Here is a 13,838-nt window from a genome sequence, read left to right as displayed (position 1 = left end):
GGGCGATTGAGCGGCTAACCCATACCGTTTTTCATCGCTGCATACCTCGAAATCCATTCCGCTACTTCAAGACGTCGCCCGAAACCATCCAGCCTGCAGTCATGATGTACGTGCGCTTTCCGCTTTCGCTTCGCAATGTCGAACACATGCTCCATGAACGCGGCGACGACGTTTGCCACGAAAGCGTGAGGCTCTGTGTGGATCAACGGTGAGACCCACTATCTTTGTCCGGCCCTCGAAAGCTACGTTACGAAAACACGAGACAACGGAGCCGCTTTGCAGGCAATGCAAGGGGCAATATCGGGACAGGGAGCTCAGCCGTTTCCTCAGGCATCCTGACACTCATTCTTATCGACATGGCCTGATTCTTGAGCTTGGCGTCATCGACGCCCATGACATGCCAGAGAAAATCGATTTCAATTGGATGCCCGTCAATTGAGTCAGATCATTATTTCCTTTCGTCAGAATTCGAGCCGCAATCCGCCATTTCCGGGCGCCAGTCGGCAGTCAAATCGGCGACCGAGACGCTTGCGAGCGACTCTTCGAACTGGCACCGGGCCGCCTCGAGCGCTCCTGTTGTTGCGACATTCGCCGCCCGCGCAAGGAGGCAGGCCGGGTCTTCCTCATCATTGCCGATGGCGAAGAGCGGGGCTTGAGACGCCGGATCCGGTTGAAAGCAACGATCTCTCGAAAGGATGGGCGAGTTCCCGATCACCGCGATCGAGTCGCGCTCGAGGATAGCTCGGCGCATGTCCCGCGGACTGTCAGCGATTGCCTCCCGCGCGAGCCCGGCCGTCGCCATCTCCTCAAACGTCCCGCCTTTGAAGCGGCGTTGCTTTTCCCGCTTCTTTTCCGTGGCGGAAGACTCGCCCTGCTCTATCAGCAGTTTGCATCCCTGAGCCTTTCGCGGGCGGTCGCCAGCGATTCCACCTTTCCCCAGCCCAAAATGGAATGAGCGAGGCCGGGTGGATACCGTCAGCCGATACCGTCACATGCAAACGCTGGACGGCAATCGGACCCGATAAGTCGCGAGAGACCTCGGATCATTCCCACTCAATCGTGCCGGGCGGCTTGCTGGTCACGTCATAGACGACCCGGTTCACGCCGCTCACTTCGTTGATGATGCGCGTCGCGACGCGGCCAAGGAAAGCGTGCTCGAACGGATAATAGTCTGCCGTCATACCATCGGTGGACGTTACGGCGCGCAGCGCCAGCACCGCTTCATAGGTGCGCACATCGCCCATCACGCCGACCGTGTTGACCGGCAGCAGCACAGAGAACGCCTGCCAGATCTCATCATAGAGCCCGGCATTCTTGATCTCTTCGATATAGATCGCGTCGGCCTTGCGCAGCGTGTCGGCTTTCTCGCGGGTGATCTCGCCCGGAATACGGATCGCGAGGCCTGGCCCAGGGAAGGGATGGCGTCCGACGAAGGCTTCCGGCAGGCCAAGCTCTCGGCCCAGCGCGCGGACCTCATCCTTGAACAGCTCACGCAGCGGCTCGACCAGTTTCATGTTCATGCGCTCAGGCAGGCCGCCAACATTGTGGTGGCTCTTGATCGTGACGCTTGGCCCGCCCGTCGGCGACACGCTTTCGATCACATCCGGATAGAGCGTGCCCTGCGCGAGGAAATCAGCCCCGCCAATCTTCTTGGCTTCAGCCTCGAACACATCGATGAACAGGCGTCCGATTGTCTTGCGCTTCGTCTCCGGGTCGCTGACGCCTTCAAGTTCACCGAGGAACAGATCGGACGCGTCCACATGCACCAACGGGATATTGTAATGGTCGCGGAAGAGGCCGACGACCTGCTCGCTTTCATTCATTCGCATCAGGCCGTGATCGACATAGACGCAGGTCAACTGGTCACCAATCGCTTCATGGATCAACACAGCCGCAACCGATGAATCAACGCCGCCAGACAGCCCGCAGATCACACGGCCCTTGCCGACCTGCGCGCGGATCTTCTCGATCGCCTCAGCCCGGTAAGCGGCCATCGTCCAGTCCCCGGTCAGCCCGGCGACATCATGGGTGAAGTTGCGCAAGAGCCGGGTGCCGTTGGTCGTGTGGACCACTTCGGGATGGAACTGCGTGCCGTAAAAGCGCCGCTCCGGGTCCGCGATAATCGCATAGGGCGCACCGGGCGACTTTGCGATGACGCCAAAGCCAGGGGCCATTTCGGCGACATGGTCACCATGGCTCATCCAGACCTGCTCATGCTCGCCGCTTTCCAGCAGGCCATTGAGGAACGGATCGTCCACCACCTTCTCGATAAAGGCGCGGCCAAACTCACGGCTGGTGCCGCCTTCAACACGCCCGCCCAGCTGGTGCATCATCACCTGCTGGCCATAACAAATACCGAGCACCGGCGCGCCCGCCTCAAAGATCGCCTGATCGGCCATCGGCGCATCATCGGCGTAGACGCTTGCCGGTCCGCCCGACAGGATGATCGCCTTTGGTTCGAAGGCATCAATGAACGCCTTGTCGACCTTGTTGAAGGGATGGATTTCGCAATAGACGCCGCTCTCGCGCAGACGTCTTGCGATCAGCTGGGTGACCTGAGAGCCGAAATCGACAATCAGGACGTGCTCGTGCTTGTCAGCGACGGAATCGTGTGAACTGGCCATGCGAGCCTCCTACCCGTTTATCGGTTTGGCTGGAAGGGCTGAAACAGGCAAGAGTCAGGCGGAAGTAATATCCACAACAGGCTGAGCCGCTCAATGCCGTAGCCGACGCCCGAGTTTTTAATTTTTTACGTTTAATAACAGCTCATTAACTGACACAGTTTCGGCCAAATTAACCAGCCAGCAAGGTTTTCAGCGCCTGCTGCTGGTATGACGGGAAGACATGTCGCAATTTTTGGAGGGTTTCATCTGGCGCTTGCCGAACTGGCAGTCGCAGAAACTCCCTGTGTGGCCTTCGATCATTTGCTGCGCACCGTCTCAACCGTTCGCACCCTGCAGGCCGCCCCGGAAGCTGAACAAGGCCTCTACGCGGATCAGATGTCAGCGCTCGAAACAGATCTCGCGCAGGTCTCCCTGGACCCGCTCTATAGCGGAATAGACCTTGAAGTGTTCGATCAGGAACACGCCGCGGTGCAGGCCTATATCGGGAAACTTCAGAGCGCCGTGACATCTTATCGGAGCGGCGCCGCGGACGAGGCCGCAGGTCTTGTCCAGACATCGACCTCTCCAGACCTCGGCCCGGCGCTCGTCCAGCTGCAGGCGCGTCACGCCTGTGCCCCGGACAAGGATTTGCGCGCTTATATTGAGGCGCCGCTACTTGAAGCGCGATTGTCCTCGCCCGCCCCTCAGCCAGCTGCTAACGACCCTCCCACCTCCCAGTCCCTCGGGCCAATCGGCGATGCGCCTCCCTCTGGAGGCCGGACATCTGGCCATAGCCAGGCCCCCGTCCAATCCGCTCAAGGCCTGGATATCTCCGGGGGCTGGATCGCCCAGATTGTGCTCGCCTTGCTCGCCCTGCTCGGCCTCAGCCTCGGCCTCTGGGCCAGACGCCGTCGTCATCGGCCAAGACGGCGCCAGGAACGCCAGACCTGCTATAAGCCTGTTCGCGTCCGCAGGGGCAAAGTCGAGTTTGCCGGGATCATCGTCGACTTCACGGAGGCCGGCATCAAGCTGAAACATGATGGCGAACTCGGCAAAGCGCGTAACATCCGCCTTCTGCTTGACGGGCAATGGCTCAGATTGAAGGTTCGCTGGCGCAATTCATCCTATGTCGGCGCCAAACTTCGCCGTCGCCTGAACGACAGACAGGTCGAATTGCTGCGGAATGCCGAATCCAGCCAGCAGGCCGCCGGAACAGTGGCCTAGCGCAGCCAGCACCGTCGGCCTCACATCAGGCCTCCGGCGCGATCATGTCGCTCCAGTGGAAATGATGGATCGGCATATGGATACGGATTTTGGGATGCGCCTTCATGCGCACCTCGGCATAGCGGCGAAGCCAGCCCTTGCGGTCCCTCACGATCATCTCAGACTTTGGCAGGCTCAGCGCCGGATGGCGAAACCGGAACAAGACGTTCGGCCACAGCGTCATCACATCGTTTGAATAGGCCACCTGCAGCACACCGCGATAATGCACACGCGGGAATGAGAACCGGCCCATCGTCACTGTGAACATCGTGCGGCCAGTGCGCCCGTCTTTTTCAGGGGCGCGATATGTCGATGCGAGCGTCTGCCATCCGCCCAGCCAGGCAAAGACGCCGATGATGAAAAGCCACATCGCAATGAAAATGACCGGAAAGACTAGAATGACAAAGACGGGGATCAACATGGATCAAGTCTTTAGCCAACCCTTCGGGTTCCCGCAAAGCCAATCGCGATAGCCGTGCTAGGCTTCTTTCTTCATCACCGAAAAGAAGAAGCCGTCCGTTCCGGCGCTATGCGGCGTCAGACGAACAGACTTGCCGCCCTTCGCGCCGGCGCGCACCGCTGCTTCGCCATCTTCCGTGAGCAGCCCCGAGGCTGCGACTGCATCTGCCGCATCCAGCTCCTCAAACGCATCGTTTGACGCCAGAAATGCCGCGACCTGATCCTCATCTTCCTCAATCAGGAATGAGCAGGTCGCATAGACGAGCCGCCCGCCGGGCTTCACGAATTCGCTCGCCTTCTGAAGGATGTCCGCCTGCTCTTCCATACGCTTTTCGAGCTGCTTCGGCTTTAGCCGCCACTTCGCATCAGGCCGGCGCCGCCACGTGCCCGTGCCGGTACATGGCGCATCAACGAAGACGACATCCATCTGACCTTTCAGCGCCTCCAGCGCTTCTGGCTCACGCGGATGGACCAGTTGCACATTATGCGCGCCGGACCGCTTCAGCCGCGGAATGATCGCCGACAGCCGACGGCCATCCACATCATATGCATGGATCTGCCCCTTACCGCCCATCATCGCCGCAAGCGCCAGCGTCTTGCCGCCACCGCCGGAACAATAGTCGAGCACCTGATCGCCGGGCTGCGCATTCGCCGCCGCTGCCGCAATCTGAGAGCCCGCATCCTGCACCTCGACCCAGCCCTTGGAATAAGCCGGAATGCTCTCCAGCGAGGCTTCGCGCTCAGACGGGTCACGCGCCGGGATATGAAACGCGTTCTTGAGCAGCGTCGACGGTTCGGCCTTGGCTGAGGCCAGCGGCGCCGCGGCCTTCTCAGCGGTTACTTTCAGCGTGTTGACCCGCAAATCCACATCCGCGCGCACCGCCATGGCCTGGCCTTCAATCGTGCGCGCTTCGCCAAAGACGCGCGCCATGTGCGGCTCCATCCAGTCAGGATAATCACCAGAGACATGCGCCTCGGCCGTCACATCCGGCGCCATGACCAGCGCCTCGCGCTCTTCCAGCGTCAGCTTGGACGGCGCGTGCTCTTCATCCATCGCATCATCGATCCGGCGAATGTCCCAGCCCCAGGCATGCGCCAGCGCGCCGAGGATCAGCGCGCGCGGCTCATCAGAGCCCATCGCATGCGCGATCGAGTTTTTCTTGCGCAGCGCGTCGAGCACCAGGCCCGACACGAAGGCCCGGTCCTTTGACCCGGCATACCGCGCCCGCTTGCCCCAGTCGCGCGCCGCCGACTTCACCGGCTGATGCCGGTTCAGCACATCGCCGATGACTTCAATCGCTGCTGCTATTCGTCCGCCGTCGCGCATTCTTGTTTCCGCCGTTATTGTTCTGCAGTGTCATTGCGTTCTGTAAGGAAGACACGATGCGCATCAAGCCAGTCGTTGCATTCTACCTGATTTGCGCAGCCCTTTACCTTGTCTTTTCCGGCTGGGCAGAGGGCCTTGGCTCACCACGCATACTGGTCGGACTCGCACTACCGATCGCGGCCTGCCACCTTTTGTTTGCGGCGTTCTCCTCAATCTATTTTGTCTTTCGGCAACGATGGCCGAAGCTCAACAACGCCCTTGCCAACGCCAGCAGCGCTGGATGCTTCCTGCTCGCCTTCGTTGCGTCATTTTCAATTGACGACATCGCCATCTCGCGAACCATGGTTCGAGGCGACCAAGTCGTGGACAATGTACGGGCTTACCACAAACTGAATGGCATATGTCCCGAGGCATTGACCGATATCTACCCAGACCCTCGGGATGCGCCGTCCCCCGCACTAATTTTGTCGGAATTCTATCTGCACGACTGCGACGTCCGGTTCTCTTCAACTCTGTTCACAACCTGCAAGCGCTCAATCGACAGCGAAGTATGGACTTGCGCCGACTAGCCATCAGCCTCCCATCCCCCGCCTTCAATTTACTTGCCAGCCAGCACCGCTTTATATGCATGTAAGCCTTGAGGGAGGACGCGCCATGAGCGCCTATATTACTGCGCAGATCACCATCCATGATCGTGAAACCTACGGCAAATACGAAGCCGGGTTCATGGATATTTTCGCGCCCTATGGCGGAAAGCTCCTCGCAGTCGATGAAGCGCCCTCAGTCCTCGAAGGCGAGTGGGATTGCACCCGCACCATCATCGCCGAGTTTCCAGACAGGGACGCCGCCCTCGCCTGGTACAAATCAGACGCCTATCAGGCCCTGATGCAGCACCGGCTCGCCGCCTCCACCGGCCGCATCGCCCTTCTGGCAGGCCTGTCTTCATGAACCGCGCAATCCATCCCGCGCTCATGCTGAGCGAAGTCGAAGCACGAGCGCCCTTCCGCCGGAGCACGCCATGAACATCGATCTGCCGACCAACATCCGCCGCGCCGACAAACACGACTGGCGCGCCGTTGGCGAGATCACCGCCGAGGCGTTCCGGGACGATCCGGTGAACCGCTACCTCTTTGGCACACCTGAAGGCGTGCGCGCCGCCATGATGGCACTTGCCCACCATGTCTATGTCCCGGTTGGCGAGAGCTACCTCTTTGAAGACAAGGGCGCGACCATGTGGCTGCCGCCCGGCGCCGCGCCGAAATTTGGCCTGTGGCCGCAAATCGTCTTCGCCATTGGCCAGCTGCGTCACGGCTCAAAAGGCGCGATGAAGCGGGCGCTGCACCTGGCAGACCTTATGGAAAAGAACCACCCGACAGAGCCGCACATGTACCTCTTCTCCATCGGCACGACGGCCGCGGCCCGCGGCAAGGGCGTCGGCAAGTCCTTGATGCGCCCCATGCTGGAGGCCTGCGACCGCGACGGCATTCCCGCCTATCTGGAGAACTCCAACCCCGCCAATCACGGCTTCTACGCCGCCCATGGCTTTGAAAAGATCAACGAATTCGCCGTCGGCCCCGACGGGCCACCCATGGCCCCGATGTGGCGGGCGCCGCAGCCTGCCGCATGACCTTTCTCATCGATGAGAGAGTGTTCAGCGCCATTGCTGCGGCGCTGACCTTTGTCGCTTTCTATCCCTATATACGCGCCATTCTGAAAGGCAGAACGCGCCCGCACGTCTTCTCGTGGTTCATCTGGGCGGCGGTTACGTTCACTGTCGCCATCGCACAGCTGGCGGGCGGCGCCGGCGTCGGCGCCTGGCCGATCGCGCTCTCTGGGCTCATCACCGGCGGCGTTGCCCTGCTCGCCCTGTCGAAGGCGGCCGACACCTCGATCATGCGTCTGGACTGGGTATTCCTGATCCTCGCCGCGACGGCCCTGCCCCTCTGGTGGCTAACTTCGGATCCGCTCGCCGCCGTGCTCATCCTGACCAGCGTCGACCTCCTCGGCTTCGGCCCGTCGATCCGCAAGGCGTGGGCGCTTCCACACGAAGAAAACGCCCTCTTCTTCACCATTGGCGCCATCCGCAACGGCTTCGTCATCCTCGCCCTGGAGCACTATTCCTGGACAACAGCCCTCTTCCCCGCCGCCACCGGCGTGGCGTGCCTGATGTTCGTCGCGCTGATTATGGGGCGGCGCGCCAGCGCGAGCCCCAGCGCTTCACCGCCCCCTCCGACACAATGACAACCAGCCTTTCGGTGCGTCAGCAAATCAGTCATCTGGTGCCCGGCGCGTTCGAAAGGGGGCCGATTTCGCGCGCAAGCGAAGTTCTTGGGCTTCGACTCGGTCGTGCCCGCCAGATTGCATCAGCCAGTTCCACCAATCCGTACCGCTCCGGTGTTTGCCAGGGACGACACCCCCAGGCTAACAGGGCTGCCGGCGCGCCAATCACCAGAGCGCCGATCGCGTAGAACGGTCCACCCGGTTCAGGCAGCACCAGTATGCCGAATAGCAAAACGAAAAATGCTGGAACGCCCATGATCAGAAACATCGCCAGACTGGTCGCGACGCTGGTCCCATAGCGCACTTGCAGCCCGGGTCGTACTTCGGCCAGAGCCCACAGGACGCCTGACGCTGCCGCACGAAATTGGGTCTGGTCCTCATCCGGAACGACGTCAGATGAGTTGATAACGAGTTTGCGCCGTCTGCCCTGCACCACCAGGCCAAAATCGGTCCGGTTCAACGACGTCGTGCGATACCATCGCACGCCCGTCACATCCGTCAGCGAGATCGTCTTCGCCGACTTGCCAACCCTTACACTGAGGTGGTCGCCCTCCAGACCAACCTTCATTTTCGGACCGATTTGTGAACGGGCAAAAACGTGATGGTCCATGACTTGCGCCTTGTCGCTGCCTATCAGAAGAGGCGCAGCGAAAGGTCAAATCGGGTCAGACAGGCATCAAAGCCGGTTCAGCAAGGGTCTCCCGTCCGCACCCATCTGGACCGCGTGTGCACTGTCATGTCGCCATTGCCGGTATTGATCGTGAAGAGGCTCGATACATTGACCAGCACATTGGAATATTTGATCATGAGCGTTCCGGTGAGTGGCCCACAGGTCAGTTGCCCGTTCATAGCGGTGATATTTTCCGCTGCCGTTTCGAATGTCGGATCGGAGATCGTGCACTGACGGTCGGAATACACTTTGAGGAATGTATCCTCCATCGACGAGACCGTATCATTGCCTGCATCGATGCAGACAGAACCGACATTCGTTTCCCGCTCGGTCTCAGATCCGTCCGGCATCGTCCGCGTTTCGAACGTCTGGTCAGTCCACTTGCCCGTCCAGAAATCACCATCGCCCTGCGCGACCGCCGCTCCCGCGAACATGGTTGACGTGATGACGGCCAGACAAAGGCCGGCGTATGCGCTTTTCATTTCAGTGTCCCCTCAGCTGATGCGAGCCTACCGCCCGATCGAATAATTCGGCGCCTCGCGCGTCATCATCACATCGTGGACATGGCTTTCCGACAGCCCGGCACCCGTGATCTGGACGAATTCGGCCTTCTCATGCAGCTCGTCGATCGTTTTGGCGCCGACATAGCCCATCGCGGCTCGAAGACCGCCGACCATCTGGTGGACGATGTTGCCAATCGGGCCCTTGAACGGCACCTGGCCTTCAATGCCTTCCGGCACCAGCTTGTCGCCCTCGATATCCTTTTGGAAATACCGGTCAGCCGAGCCGCGTGACATCGCACCAAGCGATCCCATGCCGCGATATGCCTTGTAGCTGCGCCCCTGGAACAGGAACACCTCGCCCGGCGCCTCTTCGGTCCCGGCAAAGGCAGAGCCCATCATCGCGGTCGATGCCCCGGCGGCCAGCGCTTTCGCAAAGTCGCCCGAGAACTTGATGCCGCCGTCGGCGATGATCGGCGTGCCCGTCTTTGACGCCGCATTCGCACAATCCTCGATCGCGGTCAGCTGCGGCACGCCCACACCGGCGACAATCCGCGTCGTACAGATTGACCCGGGGCCAATGCCAACTTTCACACAGTCCGCGCCCGCATCAATCAGCGCCTTGGTGGCGTCGCCTGTCGCGACATTGCCAGCAATAATCTGCACCGAATTGGAAAGCTTCTTCGCCCGCGTCACCGCGTCGAGCACAGATTGCGAATGGCCATGCGCGGTATCGATCACAACCGCATCGACGCCCGCATCGATCAGCGCCTGGGTGCGCTCATAGCCAGCATCGCCGACTGTGGACGCCGCCGCAACGCGAAGCCGCCCTTGCGCATCCTTGGCCGCATTCGGGTTGAGTTGCGCCTTCTCCATATCCTTCACGGTGAGCAGGCCAACGCATTTGCCAGCCTCATCAACGATGACGAGGCGCTCAATCCGGTGCTTGTGCAGCAACTGGCGCGCCTCTTCGATCGGGGTGTCCATCGTCACCGAGACGACATTGCGCGTCATCAACTCAGCGACCTTCGCATTCGGGTCATCGAGGAAGCGTGTGTCGCGATTGGTGATGATGCCCACCACCGTGCCGTCGGCCTCAACCACCGGCACACCGGAGAAGCGCGTGCGTGCCTTGATGTCGTTCAGCTCTTTGAGGCTGGCGGTCGGTGCGATGGTGATCGGGTTCATCACCACGCCGCTCTCATATTTCTTGACCTGCATGACCTGTCCGGCCTGCTCCTCAACGGTGAGGTTGCGGTGAACGACACCAATGCCGCCAGCCTGCGCCATGGCAATGGCGAGGCGCGCCTCGGTCACCGTGTCCATCGCCGCAGACAGTAGCGGGATATTGAGAGGAATGGATTTTGTGAGAAACGTCGAGACGTCCACATTCGCAGGCATGACCTCGCTCGGGCCGGGCTGCAGAAGCACGTCATCGAAAGTAATTGCTTGTCGGATTTTCATGTGGGGAGCTCCCTTTTCGGCCTAATAAGGGAGTCGCAAGGCTTCGAAAACCCCTTTTTCTCGTAAGATTTGGCTGAATTGCAGCCTTTACGAATCCGCCGCTAGATGGAAAATGGTTTCAAAAGAAACTAATCGGGGAAGAAACATGGCCAGTCTTAAACCGCTCGAAGCCTATGACATGTCGCGTGAGCGCGGCTTTCTCTGTCGGCATGATGCCGATGCTGTTGACCTTCCGCCCTTGCTCGACCCGGCCGTCAAAGCCGCGATGCACCTGCCCCGGTCCATCGTCACCGGGCGCGTCCGCGAGATCCTGTCACGCCTGCCCGTCATTGATCTTGCAGACTTCTGCAACACCGCCACTGAGCAGCAGATCCGCAAGGCCTTCGTCCACTACACCTTCATGGTCCAGTCCTATGTCTGGGGCGAGCGCGACGCCCCTGCGTCGCTGCCTGAATGCCTGGCCCGTCCTTGCTGGCAGCTTGCCGAGGCGCTCGATTCCAAGCCGCTCCTGACCTACTCGACCTACGTCCTCGACAATTGGGCCAAGATCGACGCCGACGGCCCGATTGACCTCTCGAACGTCTACATGATCCAGCCCTTTCTGTCGGGCGAGGATGAAGCCTGGTTCGTGCTCGTCCACGTAGCGATCGAGGCACGCGCTGGCGACATGCTGGCCACCATCCCCGAGCTGATTGCCGCCTGCGAGGCGAATGATGCTGCGGGCGTCAAAGCCGCGCTCCAGCGCCTCAGCGACGGTTGGGACGCGGTTAACGCCATCTTTGACCGGATGCCGGAGCGCTGCGACCCCTACATCTATTTTAACCGCGTGCGCCCCTACATCCACGGCTGGAAGGACAATCCAGCACTCGGGCCGGGCCTCATCTATGAAGGCGTTCCCGCTGCAGGCGACACACCGCAAACCTTCCGCGGGCAGACCGGCTCGCAATCCTCCATCGTGCCGACCATGGACGCCCTGCTCCAGATCAGCCACGCCAACGACCCGCTTCGCCAATACCTCGATGAGCTGCACGCCTATCGTCCGGTTGGCCACCGCGCCTTCATTGAGGATGTCCGCGCCGCCAGCCAGCTTCGCGACTGGGTCAGCACCTCGGGCGATGCAACCGCGCGCCAGCTCTACAATGACAATGTGATGAAACTCGCCCGTTTCCGCACGCGCCATCTGGAATACGCCGCGACCTATATCAACAAGCAGGCCGGCAACTCCCCCGGCAACGACACCGATGTCGGCACCGGCGGCACGCCTTTCATGAAGTATCTAAAAAAGCACCGCGACGAAGCCGAAGCTCATCTTCTAAATGTGAAGCACAACGCGGCCCGTTAACAGCTTCTTACAAGTATCTTTCATATCTTCGCGTCGACATTGACCGGGTTTTTGCCCGTCTTGTGCGACAAGAGGCTATGGTGAAATTATCTCTGGACGGGAATGCGGGCCGCCGCGACTTTGACGACCGTTTCCGACGGATTGCATTACGTATAGGCGTGGTGGGGCTATGCCTCGTAATGGCGGCATTTATGCAGTCGGTCCTGACGGGCCAGCTGACACTGAACTCGTTCTTCGAAGCTGGCTCCTATGCGGTGATCCTGGGCACCATCGCGGTTGCCTCGCGGCGGGACTGGCATACCCAAAGAGTGGTGCATGGCGGGCTGCTTCTTCTTTTTATCGCCTATTGGGCCTTCACCTTCACCGATTTCCTTCGTGGCACGATCGACGCTGACAGCCTGTTCTTCGTTCTCTTCGTCCCGGTCTTCATCATCATCGGCCTCGACTTCAGACTACAGTTCGCCCTCGCACCCGTGCACGCCGCGCTCATCTGGATGAGCTTTAACGTCTATGCGGGCATGTATTTATCGCCTGCTCTCACCTCCAGTGACCTCACCCTTCTCGGGATTACCATCACCATCCTTTCCGGCGCCCTGCCAGTCCTGATCGCGCTCGTACAGATCGCCCGCCAGGCCACCGATGCCCGCTTGTCGCGTGTCATCGCAGAGAAGGACCACCTCGCATCGACAGACCCGCTGACAGGCCTTCTGAACCGGCGCGCCTTTCTCGAACGTGTCGAGGCTGCGGCTCTAGAGGTTGACACAATCACGCTTGCCTTTCTTGATCTCAACGGCTTCAAGCCCCTCAATGACCAATATGGTCATGCGGCGGGCGACGCGGTTCTCAAGGCAGTGGCGACCCGGCTCGATGCCTCGCCCCACGTGCTCTTTGCAGCCCGCCCGGGCGGCGACGAGTTCGCTGTCGCCCTTGATCCATCACTGCAGGCCCTATCCATCGAATCTGCTGTGGCCAACCTTCACAGTGATCTTGCCCGCGATGTCTTCTGGCAGGGCCGTGCGATCACGGTCGGTACGTCGATCGGCTATGCAAGCCTGGCACGCGGTGACAAAAGCCTGTCCACTTGCCTCAGCGAAGCCGACGCGGCCATGCGCCGCGCCAAGGCCAATGGCGCTGGTCATTCCCGTTTCCAGCCAGATCTCGACGGCGAAACCATCGAAACCGACATGCTTCAGGTCTCCTTTCCGCGTGCGCTGTCCAGCGGTCGTATACGCCCGGCCTTGCAACCCATCGCCGACGCAAAATCGCACGCCATTGTCGGCTACGAACTGCTTTCTCGCTGGGACGACCCCTCGCTTGCCCGCCAGCCCGGGCCCGACGCCTTTATACCCATCGCGGAAAAGCTCGGCCTGCTCGACAACGTCCTCTGGCTGACCCTCGATGAAACCCTTGCTGGCTGGACAGAGGAGATGCATTCGCTCGCAATCAATGTCTCACCTGGCCAGCTGCAGAGCCCTGACTTCATCGACACCCTGCTCCGCGTCGTCACCACGCGCGGCGTCAAGCCGGAAGAGATCACCCTCGAAATCACCGAAAAGGTTGCCCTTCGGAATACGGGGGAAAACATCGCCGTGCTCGCGCATGCCCGCACGGCCGGCTTCTCCATTGCGCTTGATGATTTCGGCACCGGCTACTCCTCACTTTCAATGCTGGACCTGCTACCGCTCGACAAACTCAAGATCGATCAGAGCCTCGTACACGCCGATAGCAGTCAGGGGGACAGTGCTATCCTCAAGGGGGCCATCCGGCTCGCGAGGGAGCTTGGCCTCAGATCCTGCGTCGAGGGCGTCAGCTCTGAAGAGATTGCGGCACAGATGGCCCGGCTTGGCGCGGATGAAATTCAGGGGTTCTGGATTGGGCGACCAACCCTCGTCGAACGCCCGTCCGGCTTGACGCAAATCGCTTGCTGAGA

At 60.6% G+C, this 13,838-nt stretch carries 14 protein-coding genes and 1 pseudogene; 8 read left to right on the top strand and 7 right to left on the bottom strand.

Annotation, left to right across the window (positions count from 1 at the left end):
• Nucleotides 1-41: 41 nt before the first annotated feature.
• Nucleotides 42-312 (top strand): annotated as a pseudogene (locus B8783_RS18835) (IS6 family transposase); the annotation flags it as partial.
• A 136-nt stretch (nt 313-448) separates the two neighbouring features.
• Here B8783_RS18835 and B8783_RS03925 read toward each other — a convergent pair.
• Both B8783_RS03925 and guaA read right to left on the bottom strand, forming a co-directional pair.
• On the bottom strand, nt 449-802 hold the full coding sequence (locus B8783_RS03925) for a hypothetical protein (RefSeq protein ID WP_084418483.1): 354 nt from the start codon (nt 800-802) through the stop codon (nt 449-451).
• 241 nt (nt 803-1,043) lie between these two features.
• Entirely contained in the window at nt 1,044-2,624 is a 1,581-nt protein-coding gene (gene guaA / locus B8783_RS03920; RefSeq protein ID WP_084418482.1) for a glutamine-hydrolyzing GMP synthase, read from the bottom strand.
• Between the two features lie 207 nt (nt 2,625-2,831).
• On the opposite strand from guaA, the gene B8783_RS03915 reads away from it, so the two are divergent.
• A complete protein-coding gene (locus B8783_RS03915) occupies nt 2,832-3,827 on the top strand; it encodes a PilZ domain-containing protein (RefSeq protein WP_084418481.1) in 996 nt (331 codons plus the stop codon).
• A gap of 25 nt (nt 3,828-3,852) precedes the next feature.
• Here the strand turns inward: B8783_RS03915 and B8783_RS03910 are convergent, their stop codons facing one another.
• Nucleotides 3,853-4,287, bottom strand: a complete 435-nt coding sequence (locus B8783_RS03910; RefSeq protein WP_084418480.1) for a hypothetical protein — start codon at nt 4,285-4,287, stop codon at nt 3,853-3,855.
• Between the two features lie 57 nt (nt 4,288-4,344).
• Nucleotides 4,345-5,652, bottom strand: coding sequence for an RsmB/NOP family class I SAM-dependent RNA methyltransferase (locus tag B8783_RS03905; RefSeq protein WP_084418479.1), 1,308 nt, complete (start codon nt 5,650-5,652; stop codon nt 4,345-4,347).
• Between the two features lie 56 nt (nt 5,653-5,708).
• On the opposite strand from B8783_RS03905, the gene B8783_RS03900 reads away from it, so the two are divergent.
• From B8783_RS03900 to B8783_RS03885, 4 genes are all read left to right on the top strand, one after another.
• Nucleotides 5,709-6,221 (top strand): hypothetical protein, encoded by a 513-nt coding sequence (locus B8783_RS03900; protein WP_084418478.1) that lies wholly within the window; start codon nt 5,709-5,711, stop codon nt 6,219-6,221.
• 85 nt (nt 6,222-6,306) lie between these two features.
• Nucleotides 6,307-6,600 carry a DUF1330 domain-containing protein gene (locus B8783_RS03895; protein ID WP_084418477.1) on the top strand — a complete coding sequence of 98 codons (294 nt, stop codon included), beginning with the start codon at nt 6,307-6,309 and terminating at the stop codon, nt 6,598-6,600.
• A gap of 70 nt (nt 6,601-6,670) precedes the next feature.
• Nucleotides 6,671-7,279, top strand: coding sequence for a GNAT family N-acetyltransferase (locus B8783_RS03890; protein WP_084418476.1), 609 nt, complete (start codon nt 6,671-6,673; stop codon nt 7,277-7,279).
• Nucleotides 7,276-7,893: a hypothetical protein gene (locus B8783_RS03885; RefSeq protein ID WP_084418475.1), complete on the top strand. Its 618-nt coding sequence runs from the start codon at nt 7,276-7,278 to the stop codon at nt 7,891-7,893. Before B8783_RS03890 ends, B8783_RS03885 begins: the two co-directional genes overlap by 4 nt.
• Nucleotides 7,894-7,924: 31 nt before the next feature.
• Here B8783_RS03885 and B8783_RS03880 read toward each other — a convergent pair whose 3' ends face one another.
• The 3 genes from B8783_RS03880 to guaB form a co-directional block, all read right to left on the bottom strand.
• Nucleotides 7,925-8,542 carry a hypothetical protein gene (locus tag B8783_RS03880; RefSeq protein WP_084418474.1) on the bottom strand — a complete coding sequence of 206 codons (618 nt, stop codon included), beginning with the start codon at nt 8,540-8,542 and terminating at the stop codon, nt 7,925-7,927.
• A gap of 77 nt (nt 8,543-8,619) precedes the next feature.
• On the bottom strand, nt 8,620-9,084 hold the full coding sequence (locus B8783_RS03875) for a hypothetical protein (protein ID WP_084418473.1): 465 nt from the start codon (nt 9,082-9,084) through the stop codon (nt 8,620-8,622).
• A 27-nt stretch (nt 9,085-9,111) separates the two neighbouring features.
• Nucleotides 9,112-10,566, bottom strand: a complete 1,455-nt coding sequence (gene guaB, locus B8783_RS03870; RefSeq protein WP_084418472.1) for an IMP dehydrogenase — start codon at nt 10,564-10,566, stop codon at nt 9,112-9,114.
• A 145-nt stretch (nt 10,567-10,711) separates the two neighbouring features.
• Here guaB and B8783_RS03865 point away from each other — a divergent pair, with 145 nt between their 5' ends.
• Together B8783_RS03865 and B8783_RS03860 are read left to right on the top strand one after the other, a co-directional pair.
• Nucleotides 10,712-11,908 carry a PrnB family protein gene (locus B8783_RS03865; RefSeq protein WP_084418471.1) on the top strand — a complete coding sequence of 399 codons (1,197 nt, stop codon included), beginning with the start codon at nt 10,712-10,714 and terminating at the stop codon, nt 11,906-11,908.
• A 179-nt stretch (nt 11,909-12,087) separates the two neighbouring features.
• Complete coding sequence (locus B8783_RS03860; protein ID WP_169711696.1) at nt 12,088-13,836, top strand: putative bifunctional diguanylate cyclase/phosphodiesterase; 1,749 nt, start codon at nt 12,088-12,090, stop codon at nt 13,834-13,836.
• The last annotated feature ends 2 nt before the right edge of the window (nt 13,837-13,838 follow it).

It is taken from the genome of Henriciella litoralis (assembly GCF_002088935.1).
Lineage (GTDB): Bacteria > Pseudomonadota > Alphaproteobacteria > Caulobacterales > Hyphomonadaceae > Henriciella > Henriciella litoralis.
This window is presented reverse-complemented; position numbering and strand designations above follow the sequence as displayed.

Bases quoted from the DNA above. Each gene is read 5' to 3' on its own strand.
- B8783_RS03925 (WP_084418483.1), bottom strand. From the start codon at position 802: ATGGCGACGGCCGGGCTCGCGCGGGAGGCAATCGCTGACAGTCCGCGG.
- guaA (WP_084418482.1), bottom strand. From the start codon at position 2,624: ATGGCCAGTTCACACGATTCCGTCGCTGACAAGCACGAGCACGTCCTG.
- B8783_RS03915 (WP_084418481.1), top strand. From the start codon at position 2,832: ATGACGGGAAGACATGTCGCAATTTTTGGAGGGTTTCATCTGGCGCTT.
- B8783_RS03910 (WP_084418480.1), bottom strand. From the start codon at position 4,287: ATGTTGATCCCCGTCTTTGTCATTCTAGTCTTTCCGGTCATTTTCATT.
- B8783_RS03905 (WP_084418479.1), bottom strand. From the start codon at position 5,652: ATGCGCGACGGCGGACGAATAGCAGCAGCGATTGAAGTCATCGGCGAT.
- B8783_RS03900 (WP_084418478.1), top strand. From the start codon at position 5,709: ATGCGCATCAAGCCAGTCGTTGCATTCTACCTGATTTGCGCAGCCCTT.
- B8783_RS03895 (WP_084418477.1), top strand. From the start codon at position 6,307: ATGAGCGCCTATATTACTGCGCAGATCACCATCCATGATCGTGAAACC.
- B8783_RS03890 (WP_084418476.1), top strand. From the start codon at position 6,671: ATGAACATCGATCTGCCGACCAACATCCGCCGCGCCGACAAACACGAC.
- B8783_RS03885 (WP_084418475.1), top strand. From the start codon at position 7,276: ATGACCTTTCTCATCGATGAGAGAGTGTTCAGCGCCATTGCTGCGGCG.
- B8783_RS03880 (WP_084418474.1), bottom strand. From the start codon at position 8,542: ATGGACCATCACGTTTTTGCCCGTTCACAAATCGGTCCGAAAATGAAG.
- B8783_RS03875 (WP_084418473.1), bottom strand. From the start codon at position 9,084: ATGAAAAGCGCATACGCCGGCCTTTGTCTGGCCGTCATCACGTCAACC.
- guaB (WP_084418472.1), bottom strand. From the start codon at position 10,566: ATGAAAATCCGACAAGCAATTACTTTCGATGACGTGCTTCTGCAGCCC.
- B8783_RS03865 (WP_084418471.1), top strand. From the start codon at position 10,712: ATGGCCAGTCTTAAACCGCTCGAAGCCTATGACATGTCGCGTGAGCGC.
- B8783_RS03860 (WP_169711696.1), top strand. From the start codon at position 12,088: ATGGCGGCATTTATGCAGTCGGTCCTGACGGGCCAGCTGACACTGAAC.